General features: G+C 64.3%; 14 protein-coding genes. 8 read left to right on the top strand and 6 right to left on the bottom strand.

What is annotated here, in order from left to right:
• Positions 1-30: 30 nt before the first annotated feature.
• Complete coding sequence (locus AC56LN_RS08565; RefSeq protein ID WP_499570943.1) at positions 31-3,144, bottom strand: DEAD/DEAH box helicase; 3,114 nt, start codon at positions 3,142-3,144, stop codon at positions 31-33.
• A 234-nt stretch (positions 3,145-3,378) separates the two neighbouring features.
• Here AC56LN_RS08565 and AC56LN_RS08570 point away from each other — a divergent pair, with 234 nt between their 5' ends.
• The gene (locus AC56LN_RS08570; protein ID WP_499570945.1) at positions 3,379-5,730 is read left to right on the top strand and encodes a Tex family protein; all 2,352 of its coding nucleotides are present in this window, start codon (positions 3,379-3,381) and stop codon (positions 5,728-5,730) included.
• Positions 5,731-5,740: 10 nt separating this feature from the next.
• Positions 5,741-6,190: a GNAT family N-acetyltransferase gene (locus tag AC56LN_RS08575; RefSeq protein WP_499570947.1), complete on the top strand. Its 450-nt coding sequence runs from the start codon at positions 5,741-5,743 to the stop codon at positions 6,188-6,190.
• Positions 6,191-6,200: 10 nt separating this feature from the next.
• Here the strand turns inward: AC56LN_RS08575 and AC56LN_RS08580 are convergent, their stop codons facing one another.
• Positions 6,201-6,485, bottom strand: coding sequence for a hypothetical protein (locus tag AC56LN_RS08580; RefSeq protein WP_482896654.1), 285 nt, complete (start codon positions 6,483-6,485; stop codon positions 6,201-6,203).
• An 80-nt stretch (positions 6,486-6,565) separates the two neighbouring features.
• Positions 6,566-6,901 carry a hypothetical protein gene (locus AC56LN_RS08585; RefSeq protein WP_499570949.1) on the bottom strand — a complete coding sequence of 112 codons (336 nt, stop codon included), beginning with the start codon at positions 6,899-6,901 and terminating at the stop codon, positions 6,566-6,568.
• 96 nt (positions 6,902-6,997) lie between these two features.
• Between AC56LN_RS08585 and grxD the strand changes: the two genes are divergently transcribed.
• Positions 6,998-7,312: a Grx4 family monothiol glutaredoxin gene (gene grxD / locus AC56LN_RS08590; RefSeq protein WP_183555074.1), complete on the top strand. Its 315-nt coding sequence runs from the start codon at positions 6,998-7,000 to the stop codon at positions 7,310-7,312.
• 4 nt (positions 7,313-7,316) lie between these two features.
• Complete coding sequence (locus tag AC56LN_RS08595; protein ID WP_499570951.1) at positions 7,317-7,919, top strand: UbiX family flavin prenyltransferase; 603 nt, start codon at positions 7,317-7,319, stop codon at positions 7,917-7,919.
• 33 nt (positions 7,920-7,952) lie between these two features.
• Here the strand turns inward: AC56LN_RS08595 and AC56LN_RS08600 are convergent, their stop codons facing one another.
• The 3 genes from AC56LN_RS08600 to AC56LN_RS08610 form a co-directional block, all read right to left on the bottom strand.
• Positions 7,953-8,126: a hypothetical protein gene (locus AC56LN_RS08600; RefSeq protein WP_183555071.1), complete on the bottom strand. Its 174-nt coding sequence runs from the start codon at positions 8,124-8,126 to the stop codon at positions 7,953-7,955.
• A 139-nt stretch (positions 8,127-8,265) separates the two neighbouring features.
• Positions 8,266-8,679, bottom strand: coding sequence for a hypothetical protein (locus tag AC56LN_RS08605; RefSeq protein ID WP_367610020.1), 414 nt, complete (start codon positions 8,677-8,679; stop codon positions 8,266-8,268).
• A gap of 261 nt (positions 8,680-8,940) precedes the next feature.
• Positions 8,941-10,005 carry an MBL fold metallo-hydrolase gene (locus tag AC56LN_RS08610; protein ID WP_499570953.1) on the bottom strand — a complete coding sequence of 355 codons (1,065 nt, stop codon included), beginning with the start codon at positions 10,003-10,005 and terminating at the stop codon, positions 8,941-8,943.
• A 133-nt stretch (positions 10,006-10,138) separates the two neighbouring features.
• Between AC56LN_RS08610 and AC56LN_RS08615 the strand changes: the two genes are divergently transcribed.
• From AC56LN_RS08615 to AC56LN_RS08630, 4 genes are all read left to right on the top strand, one after another.
• Positions 10,139-10,561 (top strand): MerR family transcriptional regulator, encoded by a 423-nt coding sequence (locus tag AC56LN_RS08615; RefSeq protein WP_499570955.1) that lies wholly within the window; start codon positions 10,139-10,141, stop codon positions 10,559-10,561.
• A 141-nt stretch (positions 10,562-10,702) separates the two neighbouring features.
• Positions 10,703-11,887 (top strand): isovaleryl-CoA dehydrogenase, encoded by a 1,185-nt coding sequence (locus AC56LN_RS08620; RefSeq protein ID WP_499570957.1) that lies wholly within the window; start codon positions 10,703-10,705, stop codon positions 11,885-11,887.
• A 26-nt stretch (positions 11,888-11,913) separates the two neighbouring features.
• Positions 11,914-13,113: an acetyl-CoA C-acyltransferase gene (locus AC56LN_RS08625; RefSeq protein ID WP_499570959.1), complete on the top strand. Its 1,200-nt coding sequence runs from the start codon at positions 11,914-11,916 to the stop codon at positions 13,111-13,113.
• Between the two features lie 87 nt (positions 13,114-13,200).
• A complete protein-coding gene (locus AC56LN_RS08630) occupies positions 13,201-13,869 on the top strand; it encodes an SDR family oxidoreductase (protein ID WP_499570961.1) in 669 nt (222 codons plus the stop codon).
• Positions 13,870-13,883 lie beyond the last annotated feature (14 nt).

A 13,883-nucleotide genomic window follows, 5' to 3' on the forward strand; every position in this document is an offset into this window, starting at 1 on the left:
GCGCAGCGCTTACTGGCGCTCCCGAACCGGTTACTCGGCCAGCGGCGCAAAGATCGCCTGCAGGTCTTCCTGCGTCAGTGCCATCTTCTGCGACTCGCCTTCGGACAGGATCGAGTGCGCCAGCTCCGACTTCTTCTGCTGCAGCAGCTGGATCTTTTCTTCCAGCGTGCCCTTGGCAATCAGCTTGTAGACGAACACCGGCTTGTCCTGCCCGATGCGCCAGGCGCGGTCGGTCGCCTGGTTCTCGGCCGCCGGATTCCACCACGGGTCGTAGTGGATCACGGTGTCGGCCGCCGTCAGGTTCAACCCGACGCCGCCCGCTTTCAGGCTGATCAGGAAGATCGGCACCGCGCCCTGCTGGAATGCGGCCACCTGCGCCGAGCGGTCGCGCGTCTCGCCGGTGAGCAGCGCATACGGGATCTTGCGCAGCGCGAGTTCTTCTTCGATCAGCGCCAGCATGCTGGTGAACTGCGAGAACACGAGGATCTTGCGGCCTTCGCCCAGCAGGTCTTCGACCATCTGCATCAGGTCAGTCAGCTTGGCCGACACCGCCGCCGTGTTCTTCTTGGACGGCATCGACTTGACCAGGCGCGGATCGCAGCACACCTGGCGCAGCTTGAGCAGCGCCTCGAGGATCACGATCTGGCTGCGCGCCACGCCCTTGCGGTCGATCTCGTCGCGCACCTTCTTGTCCATCGCCAGGCGTACCGTTTCGTACAGGTCGCGCTGCGGGCCGGACAACTCGATGCGGCGCACCATCTCGGTCTTTTGCGGCAGCTCTTTGGCCACATTGTCCTTCGTGCGGCGCAGCAGGAACGGCCGGATGCGACGATTGAGCAGCGTGCGGCGCACCGGATCGTCCTGGCGCTCGATCGGATGACGGAACTGGGTGTTGAAGGTCTTTTCGTCGCCCAGCAGGCCCGGGATCAGGAAGTGGAACTGCGACCACAGCTCGCCCAGGTGATTTTCAAGGGGCGTACCGGACAGGCACAGGCGGTGGCTGGCGTCGAGCGAGCCGGCCGTCTGCGCTGCCTTGGAACGGGTGTTCTTGATGTAATGCGATTCGTCCAGGATCACCAGGTGATAGTGGTGCTTGCGCAGTTCTTCTTCGTCGCGCGGCAGCAGCGCGTAGGTGGTCAGCACGATGTCGGCGCCGTCGATCTGGTCGAACGACTCCATCCGCTCCTTGCCCTGCAACAGCAGCACTTTCAGGCTCGGGGCAAAGCGCGCGGCTTCGTCAAACCAGTTGGCCATCAGGCTCGTTGGCGCAATCACCAGCGCGGGACTCGTCAAACGGCCCGCTTCTTTTTCGACCAGGATGTGCGCCAGCGTCTGCACGGTCTTGCCCAGGCCCATATCGTCGGCCAGGATGCCGCCCAGGTCATACTCGCGCAGGAACTGCATCCACGCCAGGCCATCGAGCTGGTAGTCGCGCAAGGTCGCCTGCAGGCCGGCCGGGGCCTCGACTTTTTTCACGGCGCCGAACTGGCTCAGTTTGCGGCCGGTCTCGCGCAGGCGCTCGCCGCCCGTCCATTGCAGGTCGACGCCGCGCGCCAGTTCTTCGAGCCGCGCTGCATCCAGCGTCGACAGGCGCAGGCGCGCCTTGATCTTGTCATTGAAATACAGCTCGCCCAGCGTGGCGAGGATGGGCTTGAGGCGGCTCCATGGCAACGCCACGCGCTCGCCATCGGGCAGCACGGCCAGCATCTGGTCGGCCTCGCCATGGGCGGCCAGCACGCTCGGATCGAATTCGAGCGGCGCGCTGCGAATCAGTTGCACCAGCACCGGCAGCAGCGGCACGCGCTTCTTGGCCACCACGATGCCCAGCTCCAGTTCGAACCAGGCATTGCCTGCTTCCGCCGGTTCGTCGATGTCGGCGTACCAGTCTTCGACCGGCACCACGTCGTAGCGGTACTTGGCCGATTTTTGCAGGTGCCAGCCGGCGTCGGACAGCGCATCGACCGACTGCTCGGCAAAGCGCAGCCAGTGCGCCTGGCTCTCGAGCTGCAGCGCGCCGGCCATCACGTTCAGCGGCGCCGTGGCCGGCTTGCGGAAACCGATCTCGCCCAGCTTGTCGAGCGCGTCGCTTTCGAGCTTGGGATCGCGCTCGATGATTTCGGTGAGGTCGCCCACCTGGCGCACGACGCGCTGCGACGGATCGAACGAGACGCGCTGGCCGTCGTAATCGAAGGCCAGCACGGCGAAGTCCTGCCAGCGCGCGGCGCTGCCGTCGGCCAGCTGCACCGCATCGAGCAGCAGGTGCGGTATTGGTTTTACATCATTGCGCAGCCGCTGCGTAAGCGGCTGCGGCAGCGGCATCAGTTGCTGCAGGCCGTGCGCGAGCAGCAGCTGCGAGACGCGTTTCTTGTCGGTGCCGGTCAGCGTGGGCGCCTGCGCCACGAGCGCCTGCAGTTCGGCCAGCGAAATGTCGATGCCGCCGCGATTGAGGTCCAGCGGCCCGCACGACAGATTGTCGATGTACCACGGCGGATCGGTCGGCAGCATGTAGTCGATCTGGTCGGCAGCGCTGTGCGCGGCTGCGCCGCCTACAGGTTCGACCGACCAGCCGAGTTTTGCGACGCGGCCTTCGTCGCGCCAGGCCAGGCTGGCCAGGCGGGTCGGGCCGCACTGCAGCGGGTAGACCAGGCCACCGGCCATGTCGGCCCACGAGTTCGCCCACAGCAGCTTGCCCTGCTCGAGCAGCATCTGCAGCAGGATCGCGCCGACCTTGCCTTTCGGTTCCGTGGCGCTGGTGCCTTGCGCCGACCCGCTGCGCATGGCGATGAAAAAGCGCACCAGGTCGATGTCGTCACCTTCGAGATACGCGGGCGGCGCCGACAGCAACGAAAAGACTTCGCTGACGGGACTGGCCGCGGCCACGTCGCCGTTGGGCCGCAGGCGCGCCTTGCACAGGCACAGCGCCACGTGGCGTCCACCGCTGGTGGGGGCCATCACGTAGACGAACTTGTATTGCGCGGCCTTCGGGTCGACCACTTCGTCGGTCAGCTTCGGTTGCGGATGCGCCGCTGCCTCGACCCGCTGCAGCCAGCTCACCACCGGCGCCGGCAGTGCCGGAGAGCGTGCGGGCGTGCGGGCGGATGGGGCGTCGCTGGCTTTCTCGCGAAGATAATCGACTGTTGTCATTGGGTCTCGTGGCAGGGTATAAAAAACGGCAATAACAACTATTATCTCGCATACGAACACTTCCGATTTGTTCGTAATCGCACCTTGCGGACAAATGGTGCGCGCACGCAACGCGTGTGTCTTCTGCCAACCGACTGTTCTCTCATGTTCGTGTGACGCTGTCAAGACTGGCGTATCGGCGTTGTTTGCGTATCATTGACCGCTTGGTCCACGATCCCCGCTTCACCACTGCCTATGCTGCCATCCATCGAACAACGCCTCGCCAAAGAACTCGCCGCCAGGCCAGCCCAGGTGGCTGCCGCCATCGCCCTGCTCGATGAAGGCGCCACCGTGCCGTTCATCGCGCGCTACCGCAAGGAAGCCACCGGCGGCCTGGATGACATCCAGCTGCGCCTGCTCGAAGAACGCTTGCGCTACCTGCGCGAGCTGGAAGACCGGCGCGCCTCGATCATCGCGTCGATCACGGAGCAGAACAAGATGACGCCGGCGCTGCTGGAATCGATCGCGCTGGCCGAGGATAAAACGCGTCTCGAAGACCTGTACCTGCCGTACAAGCAGAAGCGCCGCACGAAAGCCCAGATCGCGATCGAGGCGGGCCTCGCGCCACTCGCCGACAGCTTGCTGGCCGACCCGCAGCAGGATCCCGAGGCCATCGCGAAAGGCTACCTGCGCGACGCGTTCACCAACGCCGATGGCGGCGCCAACCCTGGTGTGCCTGACACCAAGGCGGCGCTCGATGGCGCGCGCCAGATCCTGATGGAGCGCTTTGCCGAAGACGCCGCGCTGCTGCAGACGCTGCGCGAGTACGTGCAGGAACACGGCGTCGTCGAATCGAAGGTCGTCGCCGGCAAACAGGACGAAGGCGAAAAATTCGCCGACTATTTCGACTACAGCGAGCCACTGGCCGCGGTGCCGTCGCACCGCGCGCTGGCGCTCCTGCGCGGGCGCCGCGAAGGCATGCTGGACGTGGCGCTGCGGCTGGATTCCGAGCCCGAAAAACCGAAGTGGGACGCACCCCTCAATCCGTGCGAAGGCCGCATCGCGGCGCGCTTCGGCATCAAGGCGCAGGGCCGCCCGGCCGACAAATGGCTTCTCGATACGGCGCGCTGGACCTGGCGCGTGAAAAGCTTCATGCACCTGGACACCGAGTTGATGGGCGCCTTGCGTGACAAGGCCGAACTCGATGCGATCGGCGTCTTCGCGCGCAACCTGAAAGCCCTGCTGCTGGCCGCGCCGGCCGGCCCGCGCGCGACGATGGGGCTCGACCCCGGCCTGCGCACCGGCGTGAAGGTCGCCGTGGTCGACGCCACCGGCAAGGTGGTCGATACCGCAACGGTCTACCCGCACCAGCCGCGCAACGACTGGGATGGCGCGCTGCACACGCTTGGCCTGCTGGCGGCGAAACACAATGTGTCGCTGGTCTCGATCGGCAACGGCACCGGCTCGCGCGAGACCGACAAGCTGGCGCAGGATCTGATCAAGCAGCAGCCCGACCTGAAGCTGACGAAAATCGTCGTTTCGGAAGCCGGCGCGTCGGTGTATTCGGCGTCCGAATTCGCCTCGCGCGAATTGCCTGACATGGACGTGTCGCTGCGCGGCGCGGTCTCGATTGCGCGCCGCCTGCAGGATCCGCTGGCCGAACTGGTCAAGATCGATCCGAAGTCGATCGGCGTGGGCCAGTACCAGCACGACGTGTCGCAGAGCCAGCTGGCGCGCTCGCTCGACGCCGTGGTCGAGGATTGCGTGAATGCTGTCGGCGTGGACGTGAACACCGCGTCGGCGCCGCTGCTGGCGCGCGTGTCCGGCCTGTCGTCCACGGTGGCGCAGGGCATCGTCGCGTACCGCGACACGCACGGTGCATTCGCATCGCGCGCGGCGCTCAAGAAAGTGCCGCGCCTGGGCGAGAAGACCTTCGAACAGGCAGCGGGCTTTTTGCGCGTGATGAACAGCGCCAACCCGCTGGACGCGTCGGCCGTGCACCCGGAATCGTACCCGCTCGTCGAAAAAATCCTGCTCGACGTCAAGCGCGACATGAAAGCCATGATCGGCGACGGCGCACTCATTAAAAGCCTGAATCCGGCGAAGTATGCGGACGACAAGTTCGGCGTCCCGACCATCACCGATATCCTGAAGGAGCTGGAAAAGCCGGGCCGCGATCCACGGCCCGAATTCACCACGGCGACCTTCAAGGATGGCGTCGAGCAGATCTCGGACCTGCGTCCGGACATGATCCTGGAAGGCGTGGTCACCAACGTCGCCGCCTTCGGTGCGTTCGTCGACATCGGCGTGCACCAGGACGGCCTGGTGCACATCTCGGCGCTGTCGAACACGTTCGTGAAAGACCCGCACACGGTCGTCAAGGCCGGTCAGGTGGTCAAAGTCAAGGTGCTGGAAGTGGACCCGAAGCGCAAGCGCATCGCGCTGACGATGCGCCTGACGGACAGCGCGCCGCAACCGGGCGCGCAGCCTGCGCAGCGTCCCGACCGCAACGACGCCAAACGCGTGCAGCAGCACCAGCGCCAGGAACGCGCGGCGGCGCCGGCGAGTGGCGCGATGGCCGATGCCTTTGCCAAGCTGCGCAAATAACGGGCAGCCAATGCTGCGCCTGGTCCACGTCGATCCCGACCACGCCGACGCGCGGCGCATTGTTGCAGAACTCGATACGGCGCTGGCGGCAATCACGGGCGAGAGCGGCGCGGCCTCGTTCGATCCGCAGGATTGTCGGGGCGCGGGCGCCTGCTTCGTGCTGGCTTACGATGCACAAGGCAGCGCAGTCGGTTGCGGCGCCGTGCGCGCGCTGGCGGGCGAGATCGGGGAACTCAAACGGATGTATGCGCGGCCCGGCAGCGGCGCCGGCGCGCACCTGCTGGCGGAACTCGAGCGGCACGCCGCGGCATGCGGCTACCGCCAGTTATGGCTATCGACGCGACGCGTGAATGCGCGCGCGGTGGCGTTCTACGAGCGCCACGGCTACGCGCTGGTGGCGCCGTACGGCCGGTATGTCGGCCGCGCGGCATCGGTCTGTCTCGGCCGGCGCCTGCCCTGACACTGTTGCCTCAGCTGTGCTTGATCAGGATGCCGATCAGGTAGACGCCCAGGCAGCCAAAGCCGATCAGCAGCATCTTGTGCTGCGGGATCGCCGGCGCGCCCGTCTTCTTGATGTGCATTGCGTCGCGCACCAGCAGCAGCGCGTAGATCAGCGCGGCGATGCCCGACAGGATGTCTCCCGGGCTCGGGCGCGTGAATCCCGTGTAGATATTCAGGATGCCGGGAATGCCCAGCAGGGCGGCGATCACGAGGTTCGCGTTCGGCGATGGTACGCGGCGGCGGGGTTGCTGCATCGGGTGCTCCGGTGGATGGTGACAAACGGCGCGATCATACCGCAATGCCGGGCGCCGGCACTGACGGCGCGCGAAGGCGCTCAGGCGAACAGCGTCGTGTTGCGCAGCACGAGCTTGATCAGGAAGCAGCCGGCGAAGGCGCCGAAGCAGATGAAACCGATCAGCGTGACGCGCGGCGAGGTCAGCAGCGCCAGCCGGCCGGCGCGCCGCTGCAGCGCGCACCAGGCCAGGAACAGCGCCATCATCAAAGGGCCGATCTGGACGAAGACGTCGACCGCGCGGCCGCTTCTCAAGGCATTGGCGCCGTCATACAGCGCCGGCAAACCCAGCAGCGCGGCAAAAACCCACAGGGCCGCGATGGGCAAGGTAGCGAACGTGTTCTTCATCGTGTTTCCCGTCATCTTGAATCGAGGCATGATACTGCAGCGTCGTAACGGCAGGCGATGCTGTCAACGTGGAATTCTTATAGAATGACGCCATCTACCTAATCCTCTCCAAAAGGCACACATCAAATGAGCGACGTTCAAACCTGGATCAAAGACACCGTGACCTCGACCCCGGTCGTGCTGTTCATGAAAGGCACTGCCCAGTTCCCACAGTGCGGCTTTTCCGGCCGTGCCATCCAGCTGCTGAAAGCATGCGGCGTCGACAACGTTGCCACCGTCAACGTGCTGGACGATGCTGAAGTGCGTCAGGGTATCAAGGACTACTCGAACTGGCCAACCGTGCCGCAGCTGTACGTGAACGGCGAGTTCATCGGTGGCACCGACATCATGAACGAGATGTACGAATCCGGCGAACTGCAGACCCTGCTGAAAAACGGCTGATTGCATGGCTGATCGTCCGCGCCGCATTGTCGTTGCCCTCACCGGCGCGACCGGCGCAACCTATGGCGTGCAGTTGCTCAAGCGGCTGCACGCAACGGCCGGCATCGAAAGTCACCTGATCATTTCCGATGCCGCCACGCTGACGCTGCACCAGGAACTCGACCTGCAGCGCCGGGACGTCGAAGCGCTGGCCCACGTGGTGCATCGCAACCGCGATATCGGCGCATCCATTGCCAGCGGGTCGTACCAGGTCGACGCCATGGTCGTTGCACCCTGCTCGATGAAGACGCTGGCCGCCGTGGCCCACGGTTTCTCGGACAACCTCGTCACGCGCGCTGCCGACGTGATCCTGAAGGAACGCCGGCGCCTGGTGCTGATGGTGCGCGAAACCCCGTTCAACCTGGCCCACTTGCGCAATATGACGTCGGTGACCGAGATGGGCGGCATCATCTTCCCGCCCCTGCCCAGTTTTTACCACCGGCCTGCAACGATCGCGGACATGGTCGAGCACACGGTAGACCGTGTCATGGACTTGCTGGGGATAGAAAATGACCAGGCCGCGCGCTGGGGCGGCATGAAGGGTGAACAGAACGACAGGCCAGAGTAACCGGCATGCCGGCTTGCGCCGGCATGGGTTGCATCAGCGTTTGTCGTCGTAACGGTTGTCTTCGGACTTTTTCAAGTCACGCGCTTCTTCGAGCATTCGCCGCCGGGCGTTGCGTTCTCGCATCAGTTCAGCATGACGCGCTGCCGTCATCGGCGGCACCGTCATCAAATCCTTGAGCTGGGCGGTATTGGCGTAGTTGTTTCGCATGCGTCAGCTGCTCCTGGGTGAACCTGAAACGGTGGCGGAAACCGCTACCACCTGATCAGATTATGGACCAGACCAGCCCTTTTGTACTGTTCTGCACGACAAAAGTGCAAACCAGCAATAACGCTACTGCGATGGCCGTTTACTTGGCGTCCGGCTTCGTGTGATTCACACGCACCAGCATGCGGATGAACTCGCGCGCCAGCTGGCGGTGGTGTTCATCGAGGCGCTGGAGGTCGGCGATCAGCTTGACGTCGGCCGATTCGAAGCGCGCGCCGCCGGCACCGGCGTCGCCGGCAGCCTGCTCGGCGCCACCGAAGCGCAACCAGTCAGCAGGCACGCCCAGCCACTGGGCGATCATGCGCAGTTTTTCCTGGGTTGGAATCGCTTCGCCGACCAGCCACTTGCGGGCGGCATGGACCGTGATCGGGCGACCTTCGAAGCGGATATTGAATTCTCGCGCCAGACGCGTAGGGCTGTCCGGGGAGTAGTGTGCGTTCTTCAGAGCATGCTGGAGGCGTTCGCTGAAGCTCTCCCGTTCGTTTGTTGAATTCATTGTGATACTTGTTGTTAGACAGAGGACGGTTTTTCAGACGAGAAACCTCATCTGTAGACTATACAACTAAAAAGTAACAAAGATGTGGTTTTTTAATAGTTTTACACGCGATTTGTCGAATTCCCAACAGCAATTCTCACAAGAACGCTTGGTATCGAAAATCGGATTAACTGAAATGAAACAACTACGTACCATTACTTAGAACGGTATGAGAGAACACATGGCCTGTTTAGTATGTATCCGATGGTGACATATCGGATGTTAGTTTTGCGTGAAAAGTAACACCCCATCCGCGCCTGCGATCCTGGTCAACTGGCCTTCATACCAGAGCTTGTGCAAATGCGCGAGCGCTTCGCCCAGCGCAAAACTGAGCTGGTGCGCATCGAGCGGGCGCCGGAACATGATGGGCACGATGTCCGCTGCCGATTGCGGCGCCGCGCAGGCCGCAAGCACCTCGGCCAGCCGTTCTACATGGTGCTCGCGTAATTGCCGGATACGTGTGTGCAGCCCGCGAAACGGCTTGCCATGGGAGGGTAGCACCAGTACATCGTCGGGCAGGTCGGCAAACTTGCCGAGCGAGTCCAGATACAGTTGCAGCGGATTGCCATCTGGCTCCACAGCGAATACCGAGACATTCGTCGAAATCCGTGGCAGGACCATATCGCCCGACACCAGGATATTCAGACTGGCGCAGTACAGCGAGGCGTGTTCCGGCGAGTGCCCGAAACCAGTGATCACGCGCCACAATTGACCGCCAATTGTGACATTTTGCTGATCCTGCAACCGGGTATAGGCCAGTGGCACGCTCGGCACCAGTGACGGATAGTAGTTGCGGCGGCTGCCCATCTGATCCAGCATCGCCGCATCGCGCAAGCCGTGGCGCTCGAAGTGAGGGATCGCCGACGGGCCGTCCACGCCCGGCAAAGCGGCCGCCATCATGCGCATGAAGCCGAATTCGCCCGTCGTGGTCCAGAACGGCGCGCCGAAGCGTTCGCACAGCCAGCCAGCGAGCCCGACGTGATCGGGGTGGCAGTGGGTGGCGATGACGCGCACCAGCGCCTGCCCGTCCAGGCCCCGGGCCAACAGCTGTTCCCAGGCGGCGCGGGTGGCGTCGGTTCCGGCGCCGGTGTCAATCAGGCTCCAGCCGGCGCCCGTTGCACCGCCCTGGTCCGCGTCGTCGTGCAGCAGCCACAGGTTGACATGGTCCAGTGCAAATGGCAGCGGCATGCGCGCCCAGCGCAGGCCCGGGACGAGCTCGAGCGCCTCGCCCGGTACCGGGATCGTCTCGCCAAACGCATACGACAGTTGGGATTCAAGCGCATTCATGCAAATCTTTCCTTTTCTGGCGGAACGGCGGGCGCGCTACAATACGACGCAACGGCAATTTACGTTAACGGAAGTTACTGCTTGTTTCGATTTTACGCGATTTTTGGTTATTTCCCAACCGCTACAGAACCCCATGCCGACCACCTACACCATCGCCGAACTGGCGCGCGAATTCGACATTACTGCACGGGCCATCCGTTTCTATGAAGACCAGGGCCTGCTCAGCCCGAAACGCGAAGGCGTCGGCGGCCGCAACCGCGTGTACACACCACGTGACCGGACCCGCCTGAAACTGACCCTGCGCGGCAAGCGCCTGGGTTTGACGCTGTCCGAGATCAAGAGCATCGTCGACATGTACGAGTCGCCCAAGGACACGCAGGCGCAGATCGACCGCTTCCTCGCCGTGCTGGGCCAGCAGCGCGTGACGCTCGAACAGCAGCGCGCCGACATCGAGATGGCGCTGGAAGAAATCGTCGCCCATGAAGACGAATGCCGTCGCCTGCTGGGCGGCACGCATGGCAACGGCGACGGTGAAGCCGGCCGCGACGCTGCCTGAGTCTGCGGGCGAAACGGGCGCTGACCACTTGTCGGCGCCTTTTTTTGCCTGCTGATTGACGTTTACGTTAACGTAACACGCGAGTATGATTGACGCGCACCCTTTCTCAATTTTCCACCCACTGTTCACCGCGAGGACGACATGCTGCACCTTCCAGGCCTGACTTTTGACCATGGCGACGACATCGCCGCGCTGCGCGAAGCCGTCCAGCAATTCGCCGCCAGCGAAATCGCGCCGCGCGCGGCCGAGATCGACCGCAGCGACCAGTTCCCGATGGACTTGTGGAAGAAGATGGGCGAACTCGGCCTGCTGGGCATCACCGTGGGCGAGGAATACGGCGGCGCGAACATGGGCTACCTGGCCCACATCGTGGCGATGGAAGAAATCTCGCGCGCGTCGGCCTCGGTCGGCCTGTCGTACGGCGCCCACTCGAACCTGTGCGTCAACCAGATCAAGCGCAACGGCACCGAAGCGCAGAAGCAGCGCTACCTGCCCAAGTTGATTTCGGGCGAGCACATCGGCGCGCTGGCGATGTCCGAGCCAAACGCCGGCTCGGACGTGGTCAGCATGCGCCTGCGCGCGGAGCTCAAAGGCGACCGCTACGTGCTGAACGGCACCAAGATGTGGATCACCAACGGCCCCGACGCCGATACGCTGGTCGTCTACGCCAAGACCGACCTTGATGCAGGCGCGCGCGGCATGACCGCGTTCCTGATCGAAAAAGGTTTTAAAGGCTTTTCGATCGCGCAAAAGCTCGACAAGCTGGGGATGCGCGGTTCGCACACGGGCGAGCTGGTGTTCCAGGATTGCGAAGTGCCGCTCGAGAACGTGCTGGGAGGCGTCGGCAAGGGCGTCAATGTCCTGATGTCGGGCCTGGACTTCGAGCGCACCGTGCTGTCGGGCGGCCCGCTAGGCATCATGTCGGCCTGCATGGACGTCGTGGTGCCGTACATCCACGACCGCAAGCAGTTCGGCCAGGCCATCGGTGAATTCCAGCTCATGCAGGGCAAGATCGCCGACATGTACTCGACCATGATGGCCTGCCGCGCCTATGTGTATGCAGTCGGCCAGGCCTGCGACCGCGCCACGGGGCCGGAGCAGATCCGCGCCTTGCGCAAGGACGCCGCCGGCGCCATCCTGTACAGCGCCGAAAAAGCCACGTGGATGGCCGGCGAAGCGATCCAGACGCTGGGCGGCAATGGCTACATCAACGAATACCCGGTCGGCCGCCTGTGGCGCGACGCCAAGCTGTACGAAATCGGCGCCGGCACCAGCGAGATCCGCCGCATGCTGATCGGCCGCGAGCTGTTCGGCGAGACCATGTAATCCTTTCCAATTCGGAGACCCATACCATGAACGATCCAGTCGTTATCGTCGGCGCCGCGCGCACCCCGATGGGCGCCTTCCAGGGCGATTTTTCCAGCAAGACCGCCAGTGACCTGGGCGCCGTTGCGATCCAGGCCGCCGTGCAGCGCGCCGGCGTCGATCCTGCCGCCGTCGAACACGTCTACTTCGGCAACTGCCTGATGGCTGGCCAGGGCCAGGCCCCGGCGCGCCAGGCGCTGCTCAAGGCCGGCCTGCCGATGTCCACCGGCGCCGTGACGCTCTCCAAGATGTGCGGCTCGGCGATGCAGGCGGCCATCTTCGCGCACGACCAGCTGGTGGCCGGCAGCGCCGACGTCGTCGTTGCCGGCGGCATGGAATCGATGACCGGCGCGCCGTACCTGATCCCGAAGGCGCGCGGCGGCTACCGCATCGGCCACGCGCCGATGTTCGACCACATGATGCTCGACGGCCTGGAAGACGCCTACTCGCGCAACGAAAAAACGGGTGAAGGCCGCTCGATGGGCACCTTCGCCGAAGAGTGCGTGGCCAGCTACGGCTTCACGCGCGAAGAGCAGGATAATTTCGCGATCGCCTCGGTAAAGCGCGCGCAGGCTGCCGCCACCGACGGCGGTTTTGACTGGGAAATCGCACCCGTCACCGTCACCAGCCGCGCCGGCGACACCGTCATCGCCAAGGACGAAGGCCCGCTCAAGGCCAAGATCGACAAGATCCCGTCATTGAAGCCCGCATTCAAGAAGGATGGCACCGTCACGGCAGCGTCGTCGTCGTCGATCAACGATGGCGCGGCCGCGCTCGTGATGATGCGCGAATCGACCGCCAAAGAACTGGGCCTGACGCCGATCGCGCGCGTGCTCGGTCACGCCACCCATGCGCAGGAACCGAACCTGTTTACCACCGCCCCGATCGGCGCGATGCAGAAGCTGTTCAAGAAAACCGGCTGGACGGCGGGCGACGTCGACCTGTACGAGATCAACGAAGCGTTTGCCGCGGTGCCGATGGCCGCGATGCGCGACCTGGGCATCCCGCACGAGAAGGTCAATGTGCACGGCGGCGCCTGCGCACTGGGCCACCCGATCGGCGCATCCGGTGCGCGCATCGTCGTCACGCTGCTGGGCGCGCTCAAGCGCACGGGCGGCAAGCGCGGTGTGGCGGCGCTGTGCATCGGCGGCGGCGAGGCCACGGCGATGGCGATCGAGCTGGTGTAAACCGGCCCGCACGGTGCGCTGCAACGATGAACAAAGCATGCGACTATTGAAGGTCTGTCGTTACCAACCCTTCACAAGGAGTGCAGCATGCCCACCGTATTGATCGTCGGCGCCTCGCGCGGCATTGGCCATGAAATGGCCGCCCAATATCACCAGGATGGCTGGCGCGTCATCGCCACCGCACGCAAGCAGGAAGACTGCGATGGCCTCGTCGCGCTGGGCGCCGAAGCGCACCAGCTCGACGTGCTCGATGCCGAATCGATCGCGGCGCTGGCCTGGCGCCTGGACGACGAAAAGATCGACAGCGCCTGGCTGGTGGCCGGCGTGTATGGCCCGGCCCACGGGAGTTTCCCGACCGGCCCGGAATTCGACACCGTCATGCACACCAATGTGCTCTCGGCGATGCGCCTGATCCCGGTGGTCGCGCCCCTGCTGGCCGACTCAAAAGGCAAGCTGGCGGTGCTGTCGTCGCGCATGGGCTCCATTGGCGAGCGCTCGGGCACCGATGGCACGCTGTACCGCGCCAGCAAGGCGGCGCTGAACTCAGTACTCAAGGATGCGTCGATCACCTACGGCGCGCAAGGCGTGACCTGCATCGCCTTCCATCCGGGCTGGGTCCAGACCGACATGGGCGGCAGCGGCGCAGCGCTCACCGTGCAGGACAGCGTGCGCGATCTGCGCGCCACGCTGGCCAAAGTCGATGCGGGCGCCAATGGCAGTTTCCTGAACCACGACGGCGAGCCGATCGCCTGGTAACACACGATAACGAG

This window comes from Telluria sp. ZT3P26 (genome assembly GCF_059686035.1).

What these genes read in the sequence shown, in the direction of transcription:
- AC56LN_RS08565 (WP_499570943.1), bottom strand. Translation starts at nt 3,144, where the DNA reads ATGACAACAGTCGATTATCTTCGCGAGAAAGCCAGCGACGCCCCATCC.
- AC56LN_RS08570 (WP_499570945.1), top strand. Translation starts at nt 3,379, where the DNA reads ATGCTGCCATCCATCGAACAACGCCTCGCCAAAGAACTCGCCGCCAGG.
- AC56LN_RS08575 (WP_499570947.1), top strand. Translation starts at nt 5,741, where the DNA reads ATGCTGCGCCTGGTCCACGTCGATCCCGACCACGCCGACGCGCGGCGC.
- AC56LN_RS08580 (WP_482896654.1), bottom strand. Translation starts at nt 6,485, where the DNA reads ATGCAGCAACCCCGCCGCCGCGTACCATCGCCGAACGCGAACCTCGTG.
- AC56LN_RS08585 (WP_499570949.1), bottom strand. Translation starts at nt 6,901, where the DNA reads ATGCCTCGATTCAAGATGACGGGAAACACGATGAAGAACACGTTCGCT.
- grxD (WP_183555074.1), top strand. Translation starts at nt 6,998, where the DNA reads ATGAGCGACGTTCAAACCTGGATCAAAGACACCGTGACCTCGACCCCG.
- AC56LN_RS08595 (WP_499570951.1), top strand. Translation starts at nt 7,317, where the DNA reads ATGGCTGATCGTCCGCGCCGCATTGTCGTTGCCCTCACCGGCGCGACC.
- AC56LN_RS08600 (WP_183555071.1), bottom strand. Translation starts at nt 8,126, where the DNA reads ATGCGAAACAACTACGCCAATACCGCCCAGCTCAAGGATTTGATGACG.
- AC56LN_RS08605 (WP_367610020.1), bottom strand. Translation starts at nt 8,679, where the DNA reads ATGAATTCAACAAACGAACGGGAGAGCTTCAGCGAACGCCTCCAGCAT.
- AC56LN_RS08610 (WP_499570953.1), bottom strand. Translation starts at nt 10,005, where the DNA reads ATGAATGCGCTTGAATCCCAACTGTCGTATGCGTTTGGCGAGACGATC.
- AC56LN_RS08615 (WP_499570955.1), top strand. Translation starts at nt 10,139, where the DNA reads ATGCCGACCACCTACACCATCGCCGAACTGGCGCGCGAATTCGACATT.
- AC56LN_RS08620 (WP_499570957.1), top strand. Translation starts at nt 10,703, where the DNA reads ATGCTGCACCTTCCAGGCCTGACTTTTGACCATGGCGACGACATCGCC.
- AC56LN_RS08625 (WP_499570959.1), top strand. Translation starts at nt 11,914, where the DNA reads ATGAACGATCCAGTCGTTATCGTCGGCGCCGCGCGCACCCCGATGGGC.
- AC56LN_RS08630 (WP_499570961.1), top strand. Translation starts at nt 13,201, where the DNA reads ATGCCCACCGTATTGATCGTCGGCGCCTCGCGCGGCATTGGCCATGAA.